Genomic DNA, 21,515 nt, shown 5'->3' with positions numbered 1-21,515 from the left:
CTACTCAGGCGCCGTCAAACCAAGTCGATCACGAACCATTTGAACGATACTTTCCGAGATGAATACGGAATTGGCCATGATTTCAAAACCCGGAATGCGGAGGGTTTCGATACCACAACCCGCCAACCATTTGTCCCGAACTTCGTCCTTCTCGGGCTGGTTTCCACGCGCATGCGCTTCGCCATCAACTTCGATCGCCAGCTTTACCTTCTCACAGTAAAAATCAAGGATGAACGGGCCAACAGGATGTTGCCGTCTGAACGTCATGCCTTCCTTTGAATGCCCTTTTAGCCCAAGCCAAAGAAGCACCTCCGCATGGGTCATCTCCTTGCGGAACTTTCTCGCTAAGTTCGTCTTGGCTCCGGTGCGCATGTTTCGTGTCTAACACGGCAGCTCAAAGGGCGAAACGCCCCCTCCGTCTCGACGCGCTTCGCCTGAAGAAGGCTCGCTTGCTCGACACCTCCCCCGCAAGCGGTGGAGGATAAGTAAGATTTACTCTCTTCTCAGCAGCTTTTCCGTCATCAACGTCCCCCACCACGATGCGGTGAAATTCGCCTTGATCGCTGCAGGATCGTAGTCCTCCGACTGGGTCCAGTCGTAAAACGGCACACCCTTCGGCGCCACGTCGCGCAGATAGACCTCGAACAAGTGGTCCAGCACGCCGGTCATCCCCGCCTTCATGTGCAAGTACTTCATCGACAACTGCTGCGCCGCCACCTCGATCGGCTGACCGAGGTGAAAGTGACAGTACAGAACACTCATCATCCCCGCCCTATCCGCCCCCGACTTGCAATGCAACAGGGCCGGATACTGTATCCGCTCGAACAAGGCCTTGGCGTCGCGGAACTCCTGCGCTGTCGGCAGCGACCGCGAGGTCAAGCCGAAATCCTCGAGGATCAGCCCGAGCTTTTCGCAGGCATATTTTTCGAGATAGTAAAACGACCCCTTGCCGCCGCGCAGGTTTATGACGGTCCTGATCCCCTTCTTCTTCCAGTGCGCCAGTTGGAACGGCCACGGCTGGTTGGTCCGCACCATGTCCGGCCCGATCCAGTGGGCATTGGTGAAGCCCACCCGCAGATAGGCATGGTCCGCCCACAGGAAGTGCATCCGCGTCCAGAAGCGGTTCCACGCCGTATCGGTGCGGAAGGGTTTGGCGTGGATTTTCTTCGGGAAAAGCTTCAAAAACGTAGGTCCGATTAACACATAAAGACGCGACAGGCCTCAGGAAATGCCTATATAACCGCCCGTGGACAATTTGCCAGAGACTAATACAGAGCCATCTATGCCGCCATTGCCCACAACGCCCGCCGAAATGAGCCAAAAGGCGCTCATGGTCCGGGTGTGGACGCAATACCTGGCGCCGCACAAGGCGCGCCTAGGCTTTGCTGTGGCCTGCGCGGTCGTCGTGGCCGCCATGACCGTGGTCATGACCAAGTGGCTGGAACCCTCGGTCAACCTGCTTTTCGGCATCCCCAAGGGTACGCAAAATCTTCCCGACTTCATCCTGGCCCAGCCGCTGATCTGGGTGCCGGGCGTCATCGCCGCCGCCGCCCTGGTCCGCTTTGTTGCCCAGCGCGGACTGACCACCACGCTGAACCTGGTCGGCAACGGCCTGGTCGGCCGCATCCAGGCCCAGCTGTTCTCACGCTTGGTCCATGCCGATCTCGGCCGGCTGCAAAAGGCCCATTCCGGCCAGTACCTGTCCTCGGTCCTCTACGACGCCGACCTGGTCCGTGAAGCCGCCTCGACCGGCCTGGTCAACTACGTCCAGGCCGCCCTGATCGTGTTGGGCAGCCTCTACGCCATGTTCACCCTCGACTGGCCAATGACCCTTGCCGTGCTGCTGGCCGGGCCGGTGATCTCGGCCGTCATGACCAAGTACCTGAAACAGACGCGCAAGGCCGCCCAGGGCGCTATGGACGAGACGTCGTCGCTGTCGACCGCCATTATGGAAAGCCTCGACGGCATCCGCATCGTCAAGGTCGCCAACCAGGAAGCCTTCGAGGAAGATCGCGTCCGCACCGTCATCGATCGCCGCCAGGGCCACCTGGTCAAGGGCGCCAATGCCCGTTCCATGGCCGCACCGGCGACCGAGGTCATGACCGGCCTGCTGCTGGCCGGGCTGATCGCCTATGTCGGCTGGCGCGCCCAGTCCGGCGCCATGACGGCGGGCAGCTTCTTCGCCTTCCTGACCGCCCTGCTGACCGCCGGCCAGAGCCTGCGCCAACTGGCCGGTCTGCAAGGGACCTTAAGCGTCGGCATCGCCGCTTCGCGCCGCCTGTTCGCCGCGCTGGATATCGAACCCGAAATCCATGACAAACCCGGCGCTGCCGAACTGCCGCGCGAGTTCCAGACGGTGACATTTGACAAGGCTGGCTTCGCCTATGGTGACACGCCGGTGTTGCGCGACATCAGCTTCACCGCGTGGGCGGGGGCCAGTGTCGCCCTGGTCGGCCCGTCGGGTTCGGGTAAGTCGACCCTGCTCAACCTGCTTCCACGATTCTTCGACCTGACGGACGGCGATATCCGCTTTGACGGCTTAAGCCACCGCGAGATCGGCCTGACGTCTTTGCGCAGCCGCATCGCCCTGGTGACCCAGGACCCGTTCCTGTTCGACGACACCATCCGCGCCAATATCGCCTATGGCAACGGCACTGTCAGCGACGACGACATCCGCCGTGCCGCCCGCGACGCCGCCGCCGAAGACTTCATCGAAGCCCTGCCCGATGGCTACGACACCCGGGTCGGCGAAGCCGGCTCGCGCCTGTCGGGCGGCCAGAAACAACGCATCGCCATCGCCCGCGCCTTCCTGAAGGACGCCCCTCTCCTCCTGCTCGACGAAGCCACCTCGGCGCTGGATACTCAGTCCGAGGTCAAGGTCCAGGAGGCCCTGGAACGTCTCATGAAGGGCCGCACGACGTTTGTGGTCGCTCACCGCCTGTCGACCGTACGCCATGCCGACCAGATCCTGGTGCTGGACAAGGGCGAGGTCGTCGAACGCGGCACCCACGATAGCCTGATCCGCGCCGGCGGCCTCTATGCCAGCCTGGCGGCGCACCAGTTCGAAGACACGCCGGTGCCGGAGGCGGTCGCCACGCCATGATCGACAAGAAGAAGCTGACCGAAAAGCCGTGGCTGCGCAACCTGATCGCCGACCTGCTCATCGCCTATCTGCGGTTCTGCTACGCCACGACCAAATGGACCGTCGAGGGCGAGGATGAGGTCAAGCTGGTCTGGGCATCGGGCCGCCCGGTCGTGCTGATGTTCTGGCACGAACGCCTGCATTTCGGCCATGCCAGCTGGCCCACGGTCGACGCCCAGCCGGTGGCCGTGCTCAGTTCACAGTCGAAATTTGGCGACGTCATCTCCAAGGTCAATGGCGCCTTCGGCCGTCACTCGATCCGTGGCTCCAAGGCCAAGAAGTCCGATCCGTCGAAAAACAAGGGCGGCGCCCAGGCCTTCCGCGACCTGCTGCGCTGGCTGCGCGCCGGCAACTGCGCTGCGACCACGCCGGATGGCCCGCGCGGCCCGCGCCGTGAAATGACCGAAGGCTCGCTGAAACTGTCGCAGATCACCGGTTCGGTTATGGTCTGCCTGGGTCAGTCGACGAAGCGCTATATCGAACTCGGGACCTGGGACCGGATGCGCGTGCCCCTGCCCTTTTCGCGCGGCGCCATGGTGTGGAAGGTCCTGCCCGCCGTCCCTGCCGACCTCGACGAAGACACCTTCGAACAGGGCCGCCTGGCCATGCAGAACCAGCTCAACGCCGTCACCGCCCGCGCCGACTCCATCGTGGGCGCGCCCCTATGACCCTGACCCTGAACCTGTACCGCCAGGTCATGGGCGTGGTCCACGGCTTCGCGCCCGGCATGCTGAACAAACGTGCCGCCAAGGGCAAGGAAGACCCGCAGCGCCTGACCGAACGGCTGGGCCGCGCCGGCCTGCCCCGCCCCGATGGTTCACTGGTCTGGTTTCACGGCGTCAGCGTCGGCGAAAGCCTGTCGGCCCTTCCCGTCATCTCCCGCCTGCGCGCCGAACGTCCCGACCTTCACGTCCTGATCACCACCGGCACCACCACCTCGGCGGAGATCCTGGCCAAACGGCTGCCGGCCGGGGCGATCCACCAATACGCCCCGATCGACACCCCCCAGGCGGTGACGGCCTTCCTCGATCACTGGCGGCCCGACCTGGCCGTCTTTATCGAAAGCGACATCTGGCCGGCGCTGCTGACCGGGCTGTCGGCGCGGTCGATCCCGCACGCCCTGCTCAGCGCCCGCATCACCGAAAAGACCTTCCGCGGTTGGCAGACATTTCCCAAATCCATGAAGCAACTACTGACCGGCTACAGCCTGGTCATGGCCCAGGACGGTCCCAGCGAAGAGCGTCTTCAGCGCATGGGTGTGACGACGGGAAACCGCGCCAATCTCAAGACCTTAGGCGACCCGCTGCCGGTCAGCGAAGCCGGCTTGGCCGCCATGCATTCGGTCTTCGGCACGCGCCGGGTGATCGTCGCCGCCAGCACGCACTATGGCGAAGACTCGCTTATTTCCAAAATACTGGAACCGTATATCCGCGAAGGTGATTTGCTGGTGCTGGTGCCGCGCCACCCGATCAAGGCCGGCGAGATCCAGCTTGATATCGAATCCCTGGGCCTGAGCGTCGCCCGCCGCGCGCTGAAGGATCCGGTGACCGACACCACCCATGTCTACCTGGCGGATACATTGGGCGAACTGGGTCTGTGGTTCAGCCTGGCCGATATCGTGATCATGGGCGGCAGTTTCCTGACCGGCATCGGTGGTCACAACCCTCTGGAAGCGGCGCGTTTGGGCAAGTGTGTGATCACCGGCCCGGACACGAGCAACTGGGAAAGCATCTTCGCTGATCTGCTGGACGCCGGCGCGGTCTTCCGAGTCCAGGGCGTCCAGGAACTGGGCTTTGTGGTGGGGCAATTGCGCGACCACGCCGACGTCATCACGATCGCCAACCAATCCGCGCTCGACGTCAGCCGTCGCGAAGCCGGCACGCTGGATACGGTCTGGCAGGCCTTGCTGCCGTTCCTCCCGAAAGCCGGCTGATATGGCGATCCGGACACCCGACTGGTGGTACCGCCGTAGCGCCCAGGGCGCACCATGGTGGCGCTTTGCCCTATGGCCACTGTCGCAAGTCTGGCTCGCCGTCAACGCCGGCAAAGCCGCCAAGGCCAAGCCCTACCGCTCCCGGCTTAAGGTCATCAGCATCGGTAATGTCACGCTTGGCGGCTCGGGCAAGACCCCGATTGCCGACGAAATCCTGCGGCTGCTCCCCAACGCCGTCGGCCTCTCCCGCGGCCACGGCGGCAAACTGACCGGCCCTACCCAGGTCGACCCGCAAACCCACGACGCCGCCGAAGTTGGTGACGAACCGCTGATGCTGGCGCAACGCCATCCGTTCTGGATTGCCCGCGACCGCGCCGACGGGCTGCGCGCCATCGAAGCCACCCAGGCGACGACCGTTGTGGTCGACGATGCCCACCAAAACGTGATGATCGCCAAGGACGTTCATATCCTGGTGGTCGACGGCGATACGCGCGACGGCGCCTGGCCGTTCGGCGACGGCGGTATCTGCCCCTACGGCCCGCTACGCGAGCCCCTGGCGCAAGGCGTTGCGCGCGCGGACCTGGTCATCCTGTGGATGCCAGACGGCTCAGCCCCCGCCCCCGACCTGCTGGCCCTTCTTAACACCAAACCCGTCTTCATTGCCCGCCTGACAGCGGAGAAGCCACCGATCGACGGGCCACTTCTGGCTTTTGCCGGCATTGCCAAGCCATGGAAGTTCGAAACCACGCTACGCGACCTCGGCTGTGATGTGGTGAGTTTCAAAACCTTCCCCGATCACTTTCCTCTCTACGACACGCAACTGTTCGACCTGCACGGCGAGGCCGAGGAGCTTGGCGCGACGCAGATCACAACCGAAAAGGACTGGGTACGCCTGGACGCTATATGGCGGAAGGACATTCACTACCTGCCAATTCGCGCCCGCTTCGACAACGAAGCCGGCTTTGCAAATGCTCTGCAAGGGTTGCTTGAAAAGCCCCGCCATCGATTCTAACCTCTCGCCCAACGAACATACGAAACGGGAGAGAGACGATGCTGCGCCTGATGATGACGGTGATGCTGCTGCTGGGCCTAATCGCAGCGCCGGCCACAGCCGGTACCTTCACACCGATCTCCGCCGAAGACCAGACCGCGCAGATGGGCCGCGGCGTCAACATCATCGGCTACGATCCCTACTGGCAGGACGGCGGCAAAGGCAATTACGAAGACCGCCACTTCAAGGCCATCAAGGATGCCGGCTTTTCCACCGTCCGCGTGGTGCTGTTCACCTTCCCGCACATGGACGCCCAAAACCAGATCAGCGACACCTGGCTGAAAAAGCTGGACTGGGTGGTCGACACGGCGCTGAAATACGACCTCAACATCATCCTGGACGAGCACGACTTCACCGACTGCTCCAAGGACGCCGCGACCTGCGAAACCAAGCTGACCGCCGTGTGGAGCCAGATCGCCACGCGCTACCAGGACCGCTCGAACCGCGTCATCTTCGAAATCCTGAACGAGCCGCACGACAAGCTGGACGCCGCGACCTGGAACGCCCTGTTCCCGAAGGTCCTCGCCACCATCCGCGCCACCAATCCACAGCGCAACGTCATTGTCGGCGGTACGCAATGGAACTCACGCAACACGCTGAAAGACCTCAAACTCCCCGAGAATGACCGGCACCTGATCGCCACCTTCCACTACTACGATCCTTTCAACTTCACCCACCAGGGCGCGTCGTGGGCCTCGCCGGACATCATGGCGCTGCGCGGCATCACCTGGGGCAGTGAGGCCCAGCGCGCTCAGATCGATGCTGATTTCGATGCCGTGAAGGCCTGGTCCGACGCCAACAAACGCCCGATCCTGCTGGGTGAGTTCGGTGCCTATGACAAGGCGCCGCTGGAAAGCCGTATCGTCTGGACCGACGCCGTCGCCCGCTCGGCCGAAAAGCACGGTTTTGCCTGGGCCTACTGGCAGTTCTCCAGCGACTTCATCGTCTGGGATTTCGCCAAGGACGATTGGAACCGCCCCATTCTCGGCGCGCTCATTCCCAACTCACCGGCCCTGCCTGGCGTCTCGGCCGCAAAGCAGGTCTCGCAGATGGGCCCCGGCATCAATATCATCGGCGGCTACGATCCCTATTGGAACGGCCAGCCCTCGACCTTCCGCCTCGACAGCGACCTGAAGCTGGCGCGCGAAGCCGGCTTCACCACCGTGCGCATTCCGCTGTTCACCTTCGCCCATATGAAGCCCGACGGAAAACTCGACCCGGCCTGGATGAAACGCCTCGACGCCGTCGTCGCCGAAGCGCAGAAACAGGGCTTCCAGATCATCCTGGACGAGCATGACTTCGACGACTGCGCCAAGGACACCGACGCCTGCGCGGTCTTACTGGCCAATGTCTGGTACGAACTGTCGGAGCATTTCAAGGACGCGCCGGACACGGTGATGTTCGAACTGCTGAACGAGCCCCACGGCACGATCGACGCCACCATGTGGAACTCATGGGCGGCTGACCTGCTCGCCATCGTGCGCGAAACCAACCCCAGCCGCAATGTCATCGTCGGGCCGGTGTTCTGGAACAGCCGCGACTATCTCGACCAACTACAACTGCCGGCCGATGACCGCCACCTGATCGTCACCTTCCACTATTACGACCCGTTCCAATTCACGCACCAGGGCGCCAGCTGGGCCGGCCCGGAGGTCGAAAAGCTGAGCGGCATCCGCTGGACGGGTTCGGCGGCCGAAGTGGCCCAGATCAACACCGACTTCGACAAGGTCGCGGCATGGTCGAAGCTGCATGACCGTCCGATCCTGCTGGGCGAATACGGCGCCTATAACATGCATGGCAAGCTGGAGGACCGCGCCGCCTGGACCAAGGCGGTATCGAAAGCTTCGGACTTGCGCGGCTTTGCCCGGGCCTACTGGTACTGGGACGGCGGCTTCGGCGTCTGGGACGAGCAGAAGCGCCAGTGGGTTGCGCCGATCAAGGATGCCTTGGTGGGGCAGTAAGCCTTCAACCAACTATACATTCCCGGCCATCGTCAGCAGGAACGAACTGCGTCCTAATGGAGGGGAGTTCCCAGTTCGTGGCCGCTCCATCCTGGATTTCGCCGTTCCAAACCATTGAATCCCTGACGGATCTGTCGGTGCTATTCAGTCGCAAAAGCTATTTTTGAATATCAACATCGACAATCGATCCATGTCTAATTGTGTAGCCCAAGTAGCCGGCACTGCCGAAAGGACTTGCACGTATATACTCCCCCTCGATCCTGGCCTCTATGTAGAGATGAACGATAATATCCTCACCCTCTGAATAGATTTTAGCGCTCGCCTCGTCTACGCTGAAGCCACGCTCTTTGGCATCGGACAGGGCGAGACGCAAAGCCTGAAGCTCTTCGCGCGACAACCGGGTTTGCGCCGCGGTTTCCGGCGGGCTGGCGGCTCGTGCGCTCTCTGTCGCCGGGCCGGAGACCAGGGCAAAAATCAGCACGGCGAACGTAATTATCGCTGGCTTAAACATGACTCAGATCGTCTCCCCAAAACCTCGCTCAAAACCTTCACTCACCGTGTATGACTTTCAGGATTTCCCCGTTCTGCCGGGAAATCCAGATTTCCGCGACGCCGCCTTTTCTCCCAGGCGGTAAGGTACCTTCAACAACCCACACCTCTCCCTTGAGGTGCGCCACAAGAGGCTTTTCATGCTCGATTTGCTCGGCGCCATAGATGTCCTTGAGCACGGCCTCGGCAATCTCTATGGCGACGTCCGCGGTTGCAACGCATCCGTCCGCGGAGAAACAAACGGGTTCTGAATCGGCCGATACAGGGCTCGTCATAGTGCTCAAAGAGACAATAATGCACGCCAACACCGTTCGTACGACACGCTGCATCGCTCATTCCCCGCCCGGAGCCCGTCATAGCGACGGGCTTTGGCACGCGCCCCAACGGGCATGCCATGGCACAATTTATCGCTGAAACTGCAAGCCAATGCAATCCTGATAACAGGGACCAACACAACGTGACAACGCGTGTGAATGCGGCCCTCCCCCAAGCCGCGCTTCATCGACGTTGAAATCCGGTTTTGCCAGGGCCTACCGGTACTGGGACGAACAAAAGCGGCAGTGGGTTGCTCCCATCAAGGACGCACTTGTAGGACCGTGATCCAGCACGAGGCCGCCATCGGCTACCACATTATATGCGACAGGAAGCCGGTATCGGTCGCCTGAACGTTCAGCACCGTAATGACGTTGCCGCCGCCGAGGTCGATCAGCGTATCGGCGCCCGCCTGACTGATCACCGCGGTCGCCTGGGCATGATAGGCGCTGACATCGAGCCTATCCCCATCCAGGGCGTTGAAGTCGGTCACCGTGTCGGCGCCACTGATCAGGCCGAAGACAAAGTCATCCGCCCCGCCGCCGCCGCTCAACCGGTCGGCGCCGCCGCGTCCGATCAGGATATCGTGGCCGCCGCCGCCGATCAGGAAGTTCGCGCCGGAACTGCCGGTCAGAACGTCATCAAAGGCCGACCCCGACAGGTTTTCCATCGAGATCAGGGTATCCGTCCCATCGCCCAGGGTCACTTGCGCCGTTCCCGCCAAGGACAGGGAAACCGTGACGCCGCCGGCCGCCGCGCCGTAATCGGCCATGTCGACTCCCGTTCCGCCATCCAGAACGTCATCGCCCGCGCCACCCGCCAGAGTATCGCTGCCGGCACCGCCTGACACGCTGTCGTTCCCGGCGGCCCCGGTCAACCGGTTGGCCGCGGTACTACCGGTCAGTGCGTCGCCATAGGCCGACCCGGCGAGGTTTTCGATCGAGACCAGCGTATCGCTGCCTGCGCCGCCGGTGGCCTGCGCCACGCCCAGGGTGCCGAGCGTAACGGTCACCGCCGATGCGGCGCCGGCGTAATCGGCCGTATCCAGGCCGCTGCCGCCATCAACCCGGTCGTCCCCCGCGCCACCGTCCAGATCGTCATTGCCGGAGCCGCCGTACAGCAGGTCAGTGCCGTCGCGGCCGGAGAGGTGGTCGTTGCCGCCATTGCCCGTCAGGCTGTTGTCGGCCGAACTGCCCAGGACGGAATCGTCGCCGGATCCGCCGATGGCGTCTTCGATCGTCGTCCGGGTCGCCGCCGTCAGTCCACCGGTCACGGCCGCTACGACATTCGAGCTGTTGGACGTCAGGGTCACGGTCGTGCCCCGGCCCAGTTCGGTGACCAGGTTGGAATAGTAGGCCGTCACATCGGCGGTCACCGCGAAGATCGGGATGATGTTGGCGCTTTCCAGCGCGGCCTTCAACTGGGCGATCATCGGGTAGTCCTCGCCGATGCCGCCGCCATCGATGACGGCGTCGCCATTGTTGGGCGTCAGTATGCCAGCCGCGGCGCCGTCGCCGGCGACGTGGAACGGCGCGTCGGTAAACAGGACCACAAACCGCGCGGAGTCGGCACGAAAGCCTACGTTCGCGGCCGTCAGCGCCAGATGCATCAGTGACTCGATCTGCGCTTCCGGCAGATCAACGCCATTGTAGGTGATCAGATTGTTATAGGTCGCTTCGAAGGCGGCGACATCCGCCGTCAGCCCCTGCGACAGACGGTACACCCACTCGCCGGGCGCGCCGAAAGGCGAGATCGGCTTGTCGACGAAGTCGGAGACGCCGAAGCGGCTGTCGGTCTGGACCGCACGCAGGGCCGATACGATCGCCGGCACCAGGGTCTTGACCATGGCGATATCATCGCCGAACGAACCCGTCAGGTCCTGCAGGAACTGAACATCCAGCGGGCTGAAGGTCGTGCCGCCCTCACCCAGTTCGCAGACCTCGTTCTCGATCTCCGAAGAGGTTTCACCCGACAGGTCGATATAGTTGTCCTCGACGCCATCATGGCTATCCAGCGTGTCATGTCCCAGAAAGTCCTCGATGGTCACAGTGCCGCCATGGACGACATAGACATCATCGCCGCTGCCGCCCGACAGGGTATCATGGCCGGAGGTGCTGACCAGGTGATCGTGCCCGTCTCCGCCCAGTTCGACGTCGTCGCCCGCCCCGCCGTCCAGGCTGTCGTCGCCGTTCAGCCCTTCCAGTTTGTTGTTGCCGCTGTTGCCGGTCAGGGTGTGACCCGTGCCCGTAATACGCGCCACCTCGACATTCGCCCCCAGGACATAGTCGAAGGACGCGATGACCAGGTCATTGCCGCCGGCCACGCCTTCGATCACCAGGTCATCGGCACTGTCGACGTAGTAGGTGTCATTGCCGGTGCCGCCTGACAGCCGGTCCAGTCCGCCATTGCCAACCAGGACGTCGTTGCCGTCATTGCCATACAGGCTGTCATTGCCGGTCGTGCCGGTGACCGTGTTGTCCAGGCTATTGCCGCGACCGACATGGGCTGTCCCAGTCAGGCTGAGGTTTTCAAGATTGCTGCCCAGGGTCCAGTCGACCGAGGCCACGACGCTGTCGGTGCCCGCCGTCGCCGCTTCGGTAATGCGATCGCTGGTCGAGTCGACCACATAGGTGTCGTCGCCGGCACCACCGGTGAGGCTGTCACTGCCGGCGCCGCCGTCCAGTGCATCGTGCCCCGCCGTGCCCGTCAGCGCGTTGGCCAGCCCATTACCCGTACCATGGCGGGCGGCGCCGGACAGGATCAGGCGTTCGATATTGTCGCCAAGGACATAGCCGTCAAACGTCGATACAACCGTATCGGTGCCTTCGCCCAGCGCTTCCGTAACTGTGTCCGCGCCATTGTCGACGAAATAGGTATCATTGCCCTTGCCGCCGGTCATCGTGTCGGCGCCCTGGCCGCCATCCAGCGAATCGCTGCCGATGGTGCCAAACAGGGCGTTGGCGATCGCGTTCCCGGTCGCGGCGCGCGCTGCCCCGGTCAGGCGCAGCACCTCGACATTGGCACCCAGGACGTAGTTCACCGATGCCGTCACCGTGTCGATACCCTCGCCCGCCGCCTCAAGCACCACATCCGCGGCCGAATCGACCTTGTAGGCATCGTCGCCGAACCCGCCAGCCAGGGTGTCGAGGCCGGCGCCGCCGTCCAGTGAGTCTGCGAAGGCGGTCCCGGTCAACCCGTTCGCCAGACCGTTGCCGATGCCGGACCGGGCGGCGCCGGTCAGCACCAGATTTTCGAGATTGGCCCCCAGGGTCAGGTTGCGTGAACTGAAGATCGTATCGTTGCCGCCGCCTACCGCCTCGACGACCACATCCAGCGTGCTGTCGACGTAGTAGCTGTCATCGCCGTCACCGGCAGTCAGCGTATCGGCGCCGAACAGCCCGTCCAGGACGTCGTTGCCGCCCGTCCCGGTGATCGCATTGGCCAGGCTGTTACCGGTGCCGCTGAGGCCCCAACCCTCCAGTTGCAGGGATTCAATATTGTCTGCCAGCGTCCAGTCAACCGTGGCGACGACGGTGTCGGCGCCTTCGCCGGGGGCTTCGGAGGTGAGGTCACCCGCGTCGTCCACATAGTAGACGTCGTCTCCCGCGCCCCCGGCCAGGCTGTCCGCGCCCTCGCTACCATCCAGGGTGTCATTGCCACCGCCGGCCGTGACCGTATCCGCACCGGCCATGGCGTAGATGCTGTTGGCGGTATCGTCGATCGGATGGCTGCCGCCGTAACCGGCCTGCATCAGATCGTCCGAAGCCGTGCCATAGATGTTGGTATCCGGCTGCCAGAGATCGCTGGCATAGACCACGGCGACCGATTCCGTGCCGGCACGACCGATGAGCAGTTCCGACCGGCCGTCGCCGTTCATGTTGCCGGTAATAGCCACAGAGGCGCCCGTCAGACTGCCGTAATCCCCGACGATCTTGGCTCCGCCTGCGCCCAGGGCGATGTTGCTCAGGTCGACGGGACCGCCGGCGCCGCCCCACACGATGTAGGCCGCACCGGCGTCATAGCCGCCTTCGGCATTGTGGGGCGTGCCGATGACGAAATCCGCGATTCCATCCTGATTGAAGTCGACGCCACCCGCGACGGAAACACCGGTCAGGTCGCCCGGCGCTTCGCCAGTGATAGCAAAGCCCCCCAGACCCGCCGCCACATCCGACAGGTAGACGGTTCCCGTCGTCGTCTTGCCGAACACGACATAGGCGCTATCGCCGGCCGCCGTCGCGATCAGCAGGTCGGCCCGGCCATCACCATTGACATCGCCGATATTGGCGATCGAGGCTCCGACACCCTCGCCGGCCTGTCCGACAATCTTGTAGCCGCCTGTGCCCGCCGCCACGGCGGTCAGATTGACCTGGGTCGTGGTCGCCTTGCCCCACACGACATAGACGGCGCCGGCGTCACTGCCGCCGGCATCATTGCCGGCCGCGCCAACGACAATCTCGGCCTTGCCGTCACCATTCAGGTCCGACAGGCTGGCCAGGGTTGCGCCCGCGCCGTCGCCGGCGGCCTCGCCGACAATCCGGAATCCGCCTGTTGCCGCGGCGACACTGGTCAGTTGCACCGCGGAGGCCGAGGTCTTGCCCCACACCACATAGGCGGCGCCGACGTCACTGCCGCCGGCGTTATTCCCGGCCGCGCCGATGAGAATTTCCGAGCGCCCGTCACCATTCAGGTCCGTGATCGAGGCCATGGCCTGACCGGCGTGATCTCCTGCCGCTTCGCCCTTGATGGCGTATCCGTCACCGCCCGCCGTGAACGGATCCTGCAGGTCCACCCCGCCCGTCGCCCGGCCCCAGATGACGAAGCCCGCGCCGGCGTCGACCGCCGTGCCCTTTTCCATCAGCGGCGCCCCGATCAGGATTTCGGCGAGACCGTCGCCGTTCATGTCCGCGACGGACGCCACGGCGACACCGGCCCGGTCGCCCAGATTGATGCCGTCGATGATAAAGCCCGAAACCGAATTGGGCAGGACCTCCGAAAATCCGCCGCTCGCCGAGCCGTAGCGGACAAAAATGCGCCCGGCATTGACATCCTTATCGTCATCGCCCGCACCACCAACGATCAGGTCGGCAATGCCGTCACCGTTGATATCCGACAGACCGGACACCCACCTCGACGCCGGAAACGTGGTCCAGGCATCGGACAGGTCGCCCGGTGTTTCGGACGCCAGTTCATACCCCCCTGCCGGATCGGTCAGAAGGCTGTTGAGGTAGAGTTTGGTGGCTGGCAAGGGCATGGGGCGACTCCCGGATGTGGATCTGGTCGCCAGAATCGCCCCTAACCTGAAGCCAATCTTAAGATTGCGCTCAGCTTCGCGGCGCAATAGGTATGCAAATGGTGCCACAGAGCCCGTCAGACGGAAGACGATCGTGAGACTTTTGCTGATCGAAGACGATGGAATGCTGGGCAGCGCCGTCCGGGATGGACTGTCTCCGCACTACGCGCTCGACTGGGTGCAAGTCCTCGGTGACGCCGAACTGGCCTGCCGGACGACCAGGTACGACCTCATACTCCTCGACCTCAGCCTGCCCGATGGATCTGGCATCGATTTTCTGGCCGGCATGCGCAAGGCCGGCAACGCGACGCCCGTGCTTATTCTGACCGCACGCGACACGGTGCGTCATCGCATAGAGGGGCTGGATGCCGGTGCCGACGACTATCTGGTGAAACCCTTCGACCTTGACGAACTGATCGCGCGTTGCCGCGCCCTTATTCGGCGCTCTTCCGAGCATGTCGCCCTGCGGACGGTCGGTCCCGGCCTCCAGTACGACCCCAATGCCCGCCGCGTCCTGTACAAGGATCAGCCCGTCCACCTGTCCGCGCGGGAACTGGCGGTGTTTGAGCGGCTGATCGCCGCGCGCGGCGCGCTGGTCAGCAAGGCCCAGATCGAAGAATCCCTCTATGACTGGAACCGCGACATCGACAGCAATGCCGTCGAGGTGCACATTTCCTCCATCCGCCAGAAAACCGGCAAAGGGATCATCCGCACGGTCCGCGGCCTGGGCTATTGCCTGGCGGCGCCGCAATGAAGAGTTATTCTCTCCGGCGGGCCGCCCTTCTCAGCTTCGTGCCGGCGCTGATGCTGACGATTGCCGTCACCATGGGGGCGGCCATGTATGCGGCTCACCGCACCATAGACCAATCGTCAGACGCCAGCATGACGCAACTGGCCAGCACGCTGAACGTCCTGACCCGCCATGAAGCCCTGGAGGGCGAGGACATCGCCTATACCCTGGGCAGCCGTATCGAACAGTCACGCGGCCTGCAGGGCTCGGGCATAGCGTTCCGTATCTGGGGCGATGGCCAAGTCATAACGTCTTCGGCCAACCTCCCGCAGGGCGTTCTGGGAACCTCACCGGGGCAGGACGGGTTCCGGGACGTCAAGGTCGATTCACGGCGATGGCGGATACTGACCGTGCTCGATGCCGACAACGGCATCGCCGTCGAAATCGCGCAGGATCTGCGGATTCGCAACCAACTCGTCGAACAGGTCGGCGCCAGTCTTATCTGGCCGCTGGTCATCATGCTGCCCGTGATCATCGCCGTCATGCTTTTCGGACTCGACCGGATTCTCGTGCCCTTGCGGGCCCTGTCCGGCGAAATCGAGGCGCGCGACGCTTCGCGCCTGGATCCGGTCAGGCCGAAAATCGTACCGCGCGAGATCCTGCCCCTGATCGGGTCGCTGAACAGCCTGCTGGATCGCGTGAAACAAGGCCTGGACCGCGAACGGGACTTTACCGACACGGCCGCACATGAATTGCGCACGCCGCTGGCCGCCCTAAAGACCCGCGCCCAGGTGACCTCCCGACTCATTCCCGCACGGGCCAGGGCACGCGACTCGATGAACGAATTGCTTTCGATCGTCGACAGGACCACGGCACTGGTCGATCAGATGCTCGCCCTCGCCCGCCGCCAGACGCGCAGCGCCGCAGGCCCCTGCGACCTTTCACGGATCGCCAGGGGGGTCGTGTCCCAGATTTTGGCGACGGAAGGGGCGGGACGCCAGATCGCAACGGACATCACGCCGGACGTCCGACTGGATATCGATACCGAAGTCGCGACCAGCCTTCTGCGCAATCTGCTGGAAAACGCCCTGCGCCACACGCCGGAAGCTACCCCGGTCGCCATGTCACTAAGCCAGGACGCGCACGGCACCTGCCTGGTGGTCTGCGATCAGGGGCCGGGAATCGCGGCGGCCGATCGCGCCACGGCGCTTCACCGGTTTAGCCGCCTCAACACGCAGGCGCCCGGCAGCGGCCTCGGCCTGGCGATCGCCGCGGACATCTGCGATCAAACGGGCGGGCGGCTTGAACTGGGCGATAACAGCCCGCGCGGTTTGCGGGTAGCCGTCACCTGGCCCAATGTCACGCCGAACCCGCGGCATCACGTGTGAGAGGACGCAGCACGACCGCCATAGACCTACGCGCGCTTCTTGGCCCAGATCGCCTTGATCTCGCTGACCAGGGTCATCGGGTTGAACGGCTTGCTGATGACCGCATCCGCTCCAAGCGCCAGATACTCCCGCACCTCCTTGGCCTGGACGCGCGCCGTCATGAACACGATCGGCACGCCCTCCAGTTGCGGCAGCTTCTGCATCTCGCCCAGGGTCATCGGCCCGTCCATGCCGGGCATCATCACGTCCATCAGGATCAGGTCCGGCACATTGTCGGCCACCCAGGCCAGGGCCTTTGCCCCGCCATTGGCGCACGATACCTTTAGCCCGCCCATATTCTCGAGCACCAGTTGCACCACTTCCAGGATATCCGGCTCGTCATCGACGCATAGCACGTGCTTCAGTTCAGCCATGCCGCTCTCCCTCCGCGACCTGAGGCAAGATCATCCAGAATGACGTGCCCTCCCCTTCAACCGAGTCAAATCCGATCTGACCACCCATATGCTCGACCATCTGACGGGCGATGTACAGGCCCAGGCCCGTGCCGCCCTTGTTGCGCGTCATCGACGAATCCGCCTGCGAAAACCGCTCGAAGATCTTACCCCGGAAGGCTTCCGGGATGCCGACACCATGGTCCGTTACGGTGATTCGCGCCTGGCCGCTCTCAACCTGAACGTCGACGTCGATACGCCCCGCCTTATGCGAGAACTTGGCCGCATTCGACAGCAGGTTCGCCATCACCTGGGCGAAGCGATCGCCGTCCACCATCACCCGCACATCCGCCGCCACCGGGGTCTGATGGATCGACACGCCGAAGCGGTCGGCAAACGGCTGATTGGCGTCGACGGACTGAGCCACCAGCTCGGCCAGGCTTTCGACCCGCATTTCGAACCGCATCTGCCCCGAGGTCAGCTTGTCGATGTCCAGGATATCGTTGACCAGGCCCAGCAGCCGCTCACTATTCTTGTGTGCCAGGCTGACCATCCGCCCGGCCTGTTCCGGCAGTTGCCCCGCCATCGGTCCGGCCAGCAGGCCCAGCGACCCGTGGATCGCCGTCAGCGGCGTCCGCAGCTCATGGCTGGCCACCGAGACGAACTCGCTCTTGATGCGCTCCATCTCGCGGCGCTGGGTAATGTCCTGGATCTGGGCGATGAAATAGTCCGGCGTCCCGTCCGGTTTGCGGACCAGGGACACGCTCTGCAGCCCCCAGATGACATGGCCGTTACTGTGATAGTAGCGCTTCTCCAGGCTGTAGGACTCGATCTCCCCGCTCAGCAGCCGGTCAGCCTGATCGCGGTCGGCATCCATGTCGTCCGAATGGGTCAAACTGCGCACATCGCTGCTCAGGAAGCCCGGTTCGGCATAGCCCAACAGTGCGCACAAGGCCGTATTGACCTTCAGCCAGCGCCCGTCCAGGCTGACCAGCGCCATGCCGATCGAAGCATTTTCCATCGCCGAGCGGAAGGTTTCCTCGCTGGTCCTCAGCGCCAGTTCGGCCTGTTTACGCGGCGTGATAACCTCGGTAAACATGACGATGCCGCCGGTATCGCCGTCCGGCCCGGTCCACGGGTGGATGGCCCAGTTCAGCCATTCGCGCTCGCCGTCGATGCGCAGCCACGATTCTTCGCGGCTGTCGAAGACCTCGCCGGCCAGGGCGCGGCTGTGGACGTCCAGCCAATGCGGCATGTTACGGATTTCCGGGAAGATGTCGTAGTGGTGGGCGCCGATAATTTCCGTGCCGACCAGGTGATAGTCCTCCAGCCATCGCCGGCTGGCCATGATGTAACGCAGCTCGCGGTCGAACATGGCCACGGCGGCGGGCGTGTTTTCGACCAGCAACCGCAGTTGTTCGACCGTGACGCTCAAGGCCGTCTCATGCGCCTTGCGTTCGGTGATATCGCGCACCGTCGTGACGAACACCGCCTTGCCCGACAGGCGCATCGCGCTCACCGACAAATCGATCGGAAACAGATCGCCGTTCTTTTTCCGCGCCAGGGTCTCAAGCCCCAGGATGGAGGTGGCGAGACGTCCGCGGCTATCGGCCCGGGCGGAATAGTTTTCGGTGAAGAGGCGTTGCGGCTCGATCATCAGCACGGCCGCGGACTGCCCGATGATCTCTTCGGCGCTGTAGCCGAAAATCTCCAGGCCGGCCGGGTTGATCGAGGTAATGGTCCCGTCGATATCCAGCGTCAAGACACCGTCCAGCACCGTGTCCAGGATGGCGGCGGTGCGCAGCGCCTCCTGCTGGGAGCCGCGCCGCGCCGTCTCCAGATCGGCGGCGCGCAGCCGCGCCAGCATCAGGGCATTGACCGACAGAGCCGCCAGCGCCGCAATGGTCAGGCCGGCGAACAGAACGATCACCGGGAGGGGCGAGCGCTGGGCCGCCACGAAGGCTTCAGTCGGCTGCACGCGTAATTCCCAGGCATGGTCCAGCACCCGGATCTGGCGCACGACGCTCCATTCATCCCCGGCAAGGCGCGATTGCGGCGCGGCGATAAGATATTCGCCGGGTCGGGCCTTCAGCGTCAGGCGATAGTCATCGCCGGTATCGCCGCCGAAGAGGTTCTCGAACAGGGCATCGACGGAAAATATACCGCTGACATGGGCGGTGTTGGCCATCCGGTCATCCACCGGGAAGGCCACCGAAAAGCCCAGCTTGCCTTCGCTCAGCTCATACGGTTCGCTGACATCGACCACGGTCGGCCCCGACTGGGGGAGGACCGCCGCCGCCGCCGGGACGTCCGGCTCGATCCACTTCGGTTTTCCGTCGGCGCCGAACCAGACCAAGGTGACGATCCCCGCCGCCTCGTTCCTGTAGCCGCGGCTCTCGACCTGCCACTGGGCCTGGGTGACCTCGCCCGCCGCCTGCCACCGGTCCGCCGTCTGACGCAGGGCCGCCACCTTGCTCTGGATGCGGGCGTTCAGCATGGTCTCCAGCCGCGCGGCATCGCGGTCGACCAGACCCAGCGTATAGTGGCGCTCCTTGTCGCGCAGGGTGACGAACAGGGCGATCGAGCCGCACAGAATGGCGATAAACACCAGGGCGGGCGCCAGCAGCGGCCGGTCCTGGGCGATCAGCCGCACGGTGTCCGACCGGCGGATGGTCGCCAGGGCGATGAAGATGGCGAACACGGTGCTGAACATCAGCCCGCCGGTCAGCAGCAGCAGCGGATTGTAGCTGTGCTCCATCTGGTCGAAGCGCGGTGTGCTGGTCCAAACCACCTTCCAGGTATTCTGGCCGACCGAAATGGTCTTTTCACGCCGGAACTGCGGCGCAGCCCTGGTCTTGCCGTCGGCACTGTCGAAGATGGTCGCGTTGTCGTCGGGCGCATAGATGGCGATATGAACCGTGTCGCCCTGGCTGGCCGTCAGGTCGGCGAACAGGTTACGCGCCACGATCGGGGCGTAGACCCATCCGCGGAACGACGTCCGCGACTGCGCGTGGTACACCGGATTGAACAGCAGGAAAGCCGGCGTGCGTTCATCGTCCTGGACCAGGGTGATCGGATCGCTGAGCGTCAGTTGCCCCGTCTTCATCGCCTTTTCCGCCGCTTCGCGACGGTGCTGTTCGAAGGCGATATCCAGCCCCAGCGCCGGGGAATTGCCGCTGAGCGGTTCCAGGTAGCGGATGATGTAGTGGACATTTCGCCCGGCGGTCTGCTTGACGGCAAAATCGCTGATGCCGTCGGCGCGCGCCTGGGCGACGATGGCGCTCAGATCCTTGTCCGCCACCGGCTCGATCCAGCCGAGGCCGTTGATGCCGGGGTAGTTCTTGCGGATATCCAGCGCGGCGACATAGGTCTTCCAGTCGTCGCGCCGGACGTCCTGCGACCCTTGCCAGTATCCGGCCGCAGCCAGGAGGGCGTTCTCGTAGCTGTCGACGCGGTTGCTCAAAGCCTTTTCGCTTTCCGCAGCCAGGGCCTCGAAGCGGTTGCGTCCCTGGTCGTAGGCGGTCTCGGACGAGATTTTCCAACCGTAGAAGGTCAGACCCAGCGGCAGCAGCACCAGCAGCATGGCCAGGGCGGGTAGCCGGCCGAGGGATTCGCCGCGCCATACGATCTCGTCGCGGCGCGGCGAAAACACCAGGGTGAGCGGCAAAAAGACGATGATCCCGACCAGGTCGCCGCCCCACCAGGCCAGCCAGTTCCCGGCCACGGCGGCGGCGGGCATGGCGCCAAAGCCGACCAGGGTGGCGACCCCGACGCTGGCCGCCACGACGCAGGCCACCGGCCCGGTCAGCAGGAACAGCTTGGCCAGGTCGGCGAACCGGTCGATGCGAAGCGGCAGGCCCAGCAGCTTCTGGACCATGACCGAGCCGGCCAGGGCCTGAAGCGTCGATCCGGCGGCGATGGCCGCGGCGATGACAAGCTTGGTGGCCTGCCAGCCGGTTTCCGGCGACCAGACGCCGCCATTATAGGCGTTGAGCAGAAACGATCCCAGCCAGATGGCGGGCCACAGCCGGCGGCCGTACAGCAGCAGGAAGCCGAGCGCTATGCCCGAGGGCGGCCAGATAAAGGTCGCGTAGCCCGGCGGCACGGCCAGCAGCAGGCCCAGCTTGCCGGTGACGACATACAACAGCACCAGCACGCAGAATTTTGCGGCATAGGTCTGTGCGAAACTTTTGATCCAGTTCACCGGAACCTATCCGACGGCCTGGGATGGCTCTGCGCCGGCAGGCAGCAGCATGCGTGCGACGTGGCTCAACAGTTGGTCGTGCTGGAACGGCTTGGCGATATAGTTGCTGGCGCCGCAGGTAAAGGCCGCCACGACGTCGGCGTTGCGGCTGCGTCCGGAAAGGACCATGACGGGTACGTCGCCGGCCGCTCCGGTCCTGGCCTCCAGAAAGGCCAGCCCGTCCATGTCAGGCAGCGTCAGGTCGAGCAGGACCAGGTCGGGCGCCGAGCGGTTAAGCGCTGTCAATCCGGCAGCGCCGCTGTCGGCGGTTTCGACCTCATAGCCCTGCCCGCTGAGCAGGCGTTCGACCAGGAGCCGGATGTTTTCATCGTCGTCGACGACGAGTATCCGGCGCTTATGTACCTGCGATTCCAGCGCCTGCATGTCGCCACCCATTCTGCAGCCCATTCGCAACTCTCAACTCACGAGGTTGCGGCGTGGGCCAGCACCTAAAGGTAAAGTAGCCGGAACTGCTTAACCGGCGG

15 protein-coding genes are annotated in these 21,515 nt (G+C 64.0%); 7 read left to right on the top strand and 8 right to left on the bottom strand.

Translation table 11 applies throughout. The features are described 5' to 3' along the window. Both ABAC460_RS43205 and ABAC460_RS43200 read right to left on the bottom strand, forming a co-directional pair. Positions 1-372 carry an endonuclease domain-containing protein gene (locus tag ABAC460_RS43205; protein ID WP_023455069.1) on the bottom strand — a complete coding sequence of 124 codons (372 nt, stop codon included), beginning with the start codon at positions 370-372 and terminating at the stop codon, positions 1-3. A gap of 120 nt (positions 373-492) precedes the next feature. After that, the gene (locus ABAC460_RS43200) at positions 493-1,182 is read right to left on the bottom strand and encodes a protein tyrosine phosphatase (RefSeq protein ID WP_155914726.1); all 690 of its coding nucleotides are present in this window, start codon (positions 1,180-1,182) and stop codon (positions 493-495) included. A 100-nt stretch (positions 1,183-1,282) separates the two neighbouring features. Between ABAC460_RS43200 and ABAC460_RS43195 the strand changes: the two genes are divergently transcribed. The 5 genes from ABAC460_RS43195 to ABAC460_RS50940 are packed head-to-tail and all read left to right on the top strand — an operon-like array spanning position 1,283 to position 8,087. Next, positions 1,283-3,103 carry an ABC transporter ATP-binding protein gene (locus ABAC460_RS43195; protein WP_031237330.1) on the top strand — a complete coding sequence of 607 codons (1,821 nt, stop codon included), beginning with the start codon at positions 1,283-1,285 and terminating at the stop codon, positions 3,101-3,103. Beyond that, complete coding sequence (locus ABAC460_RS43190) at positions 3,100-3,810, top strand: lysophospholipid acyltransferase family protein (RefSeq protein WP_023455066.1); 711 nt, start codon at positions 3,100-3,102, stop codon at positions 3,808-3,810. Before ABAC460_RS43195 ends, ABAC460_RS43190 begins: the two co-directional genes overlap by 4 nt. Then, positions 3,807-5,075: a 3-deoxy-D-manno-octulosonic acid transferase gene (locus ABAC460_RS43185; RefSeq protein ID WP_023455065.1), complete on the top strand. Its 1,269-nt coding sequence runs from the start codon at positions 3,807-3,809 to the stop codon at positions 5,073-5,075. The genes ABAC460_RS43190 and ABAC460_RS43185 overlap by 4 nt, the downstream gene beginning before the upstream one ends. Before the next feature lies 1 nt (position 5,076). Then, positions 5,077-6,087, top strand: a complete 1,011-nt coding sequence (gene lpxK, locus ABAC460_RS43180; RefSeq protein WP_023455064.1) for a tetraacyldisaccharide 4'-kinase — start codon at positions 5,077-5,079, stop codon at positions 6,085-6,087. A 38-nt stretch (positions 6,088-6,125) separates the two neighbouring features. Continuing rightward, on the top strand, positions 6,126-8,087 hold the full coding sequence (locus ABAC460_RS50940; protein WP_023455063.1) for a glycoside hydrolase family 5 protein: 1,962 nt from the start codon (positions 6,126-6,128) through the stop codon (positions 8,085-8,087). Between the two features lie 157 nt (positions 8,088-8,244). On the opposite strand, the gene ABAC460_RS43175 is transcribed toward ABAC460_RS50940, so the two are convergent. The 3 genes from ABAC460_RS43175 to ABAC460_RS43170 form a co-directional block, all read right to left on the bottom strand. Further along, positions 8,245-8,598: a hypothetical protein gene (locus ABAC460_RS43175; RefSeq protein WP_023455062.1), complete on the bottom strand. Its 354-nt coding sequence runs from the start codon at positions 8,596-8,598 to the stop codon at positions 8,245-8,247. A 37-nt stretch (positions 8,599-8,635) separates the two neighbouring features. Then, positions 8,636-8,965, bottom strand: a complete 330-nt coding sequence (locus ABAC460_RS48600; RefSeq protein ID WP_023455061.1) for a YbbC/YhhH family protein — start codon at positions 8,963-8,965, stop codon at positions 8,636-8,638. A gap of 293 nt (positions 8,966-9,258) precedes the next feature. Next, positions 9,259-14,199 (bottom strand): FG-GAP-like repeat-containing protein, encoded by a 4,941-nt coding sequence (locus ABAC460_RS43170; RefSeq protein WP_023455060.1) that lies wholly within the window; start codon positions 14,197-14,199, stop codon positions 9,259-9,261. Between the two features lie 133 nt (positions 14,200-14,332). On the opposite strand from ABAC460_RS43170, the gene ABAC460_RS43165 reads away from it, so the two are divergent. Further along, positions 14,333-14,992, top strand: a complete 660-nt coding sequence (locus ABAC460_RS43165) for a response regulator (RefSeq protein ID WP_031237328.1) — start codon at positions 14,333-14,335, stop codon at positions 14,990-14,992. Then, positions 14,989-16,356: an ATP-binding protein gene (locus tag ABAC460_RS43160; RefSeq protein WP_023455058.1), complete on the top strand. Its 1,368-nt coding sequence runs from the start codon at positions 14,989-14,991 to the stop codon at positions 16,354-16,356. Before ABAC460_RS43165 ends, ABAC460_RS43160 begins: the two co-directional genes overlap by 4 nt. A 26-nt stretch (positions 16,357-16,382) precedes the next feature. On the opposite strand, the gene ABAC460_RS43155 is transcribed toward ABAC460_RS43160, so the two are convergent. Genes ABAC460_RS43155 through ABAC460_RS43145 form a run of 3 tightly spaced genes read right to left on the bottom strand, consistent with a single transcriptional unit; the run spans position 16,383 to position 21,426 of the window. Further along, positions 16,383-16,769 (bottom strand): response regulator, encoded by a 387-nt coding sequence (locus ABAC460_RS43155; protein ID WP_023455057.1) that lies wholly within the window; start codon positions 16,767-16,769, stop codon positions 16,383-16,385. Continuing rightward, a complete protein-coding gene (locus ABAC460_RS43150) occupies positions 16,762-20,991 on the bottom strand; it encodes a PAS domain S-box protein (protein ID WP_023455056.1) in 4,230 nt (1,409 codons plus the stop codon). The genes ABAC460_RS43155 and ABAC460_RS43150 overlap by 8 nt, the downstream gene beginning before the upstream one ends. A 6-nt stretch (positions 20,992-20,997) precedes the next feature. Further along, positions 20,998-21,426, bottom strand: coding sequence for a response regulator transcription factor (locus ABAC460_RS43145; protein WP_023455055.1), 429 nt, complete (start codon positions 21,424-21,426; stop codon positions 20,998-21,000). Between the last annotated feature and the right edge of the window lie 89 nt (positions 21,427-21,515).

This window comes from Asticcacaulis sp. AC460 (genome assembly GCF_000495795.1).
GTDB lineage: Bacteria > Pseudomonadota > Alphaproteobacteria > Caulobacterales > Caulobacteraceae > Asticcacaulis.
Note: the sequence above shows the minus strand (reverse complement) of the source record. Positions and strands in the feature narration are given on the sequence as shown.

Coding starts and splice junctions, on each gene's coding strand:
- ABAC460_RS43155 (WP_023455057.1), bottom strand. CDS start 16,769: ATGGCTGAACTGAAGCACGTGCTATGCGTCGATGACGAGCCGGATATC.
- ABAC460_RS43195 (WP_031237330.1), top strand. CDS start 1,283: ATGCCGCCATTGCCCACAACGCCCGCCGAAATGAGCCAAAAGGCGCTC.
- ABAC460_RS48600 (WP_023455061.1), bottom strand. CDS start 8,965: ATGCAGCGTGTCGTACGAACGGTGTTGGCGTGCATTATTGTCTCTTTG.
- ABAC460_RS43145 (WP_023455055.1), bottom strand. CDS start 21,426: ATGGGTGGCGACATGCAGGCGCTGGAATCGCAGGTACATAAGCGCCGG.
- ABAC460_RS43205 (WP_023455069.1), bottom strand. CDS start 372: ATGCGCACCGGAGCCAAGACGAACTTAGCGAGAAAGTTCCGCAAGGAG.
- ABAC460_RS50940 (WP_023455063.1), top strand. CDS start 6,126: ATGCTGCGCCTGATGATGACGGTGATGCTGCTGCTGGGCCTAATCGCA.
- ABAC460_RS43175 (WP_023455062.1), bottom strand. CDS start 8,598: ATGTTTAAGCCAGCGATAATTACGTTCGCCGTGCTGATTTTTGCCCTG.
- ABAC460_RS43190 (WP_023455066.1), top strand. CDS start 3,100: ATGATCGACAAGAAGAAGCTGACCGAAAAGCCGTGGCTGCGCAACCTG.
- lpxK (WP_023455064.1), top strand. CDS start 5,077: ATGGCGATCCGGACACCCGACTGGTGGTACCGCCGTAGCGCCCAGGGC.
- ABAC460_RS43170 (WP_023455060.1), bottom strand. CDS start 14,199: ATGCCCTTGCCAGCCACCAAACTCTACCTCAACAGCCTTCTGACCGAT.
- ABAC460_RS43185 (WP_023455065.1), top strand. CDS start 3,807: ATGACCCTGACCCTGAACCTGTACCGCCAGGTCATGGGCGTGGTCCAC.
- ABAC460_RS43160 (WP_023455058.1), top strand. CDS start 14,989: ATGAAGAGTTATTCTCTCCGGCGGGCCGCCCTTCTCAGCTTCGTGCCG.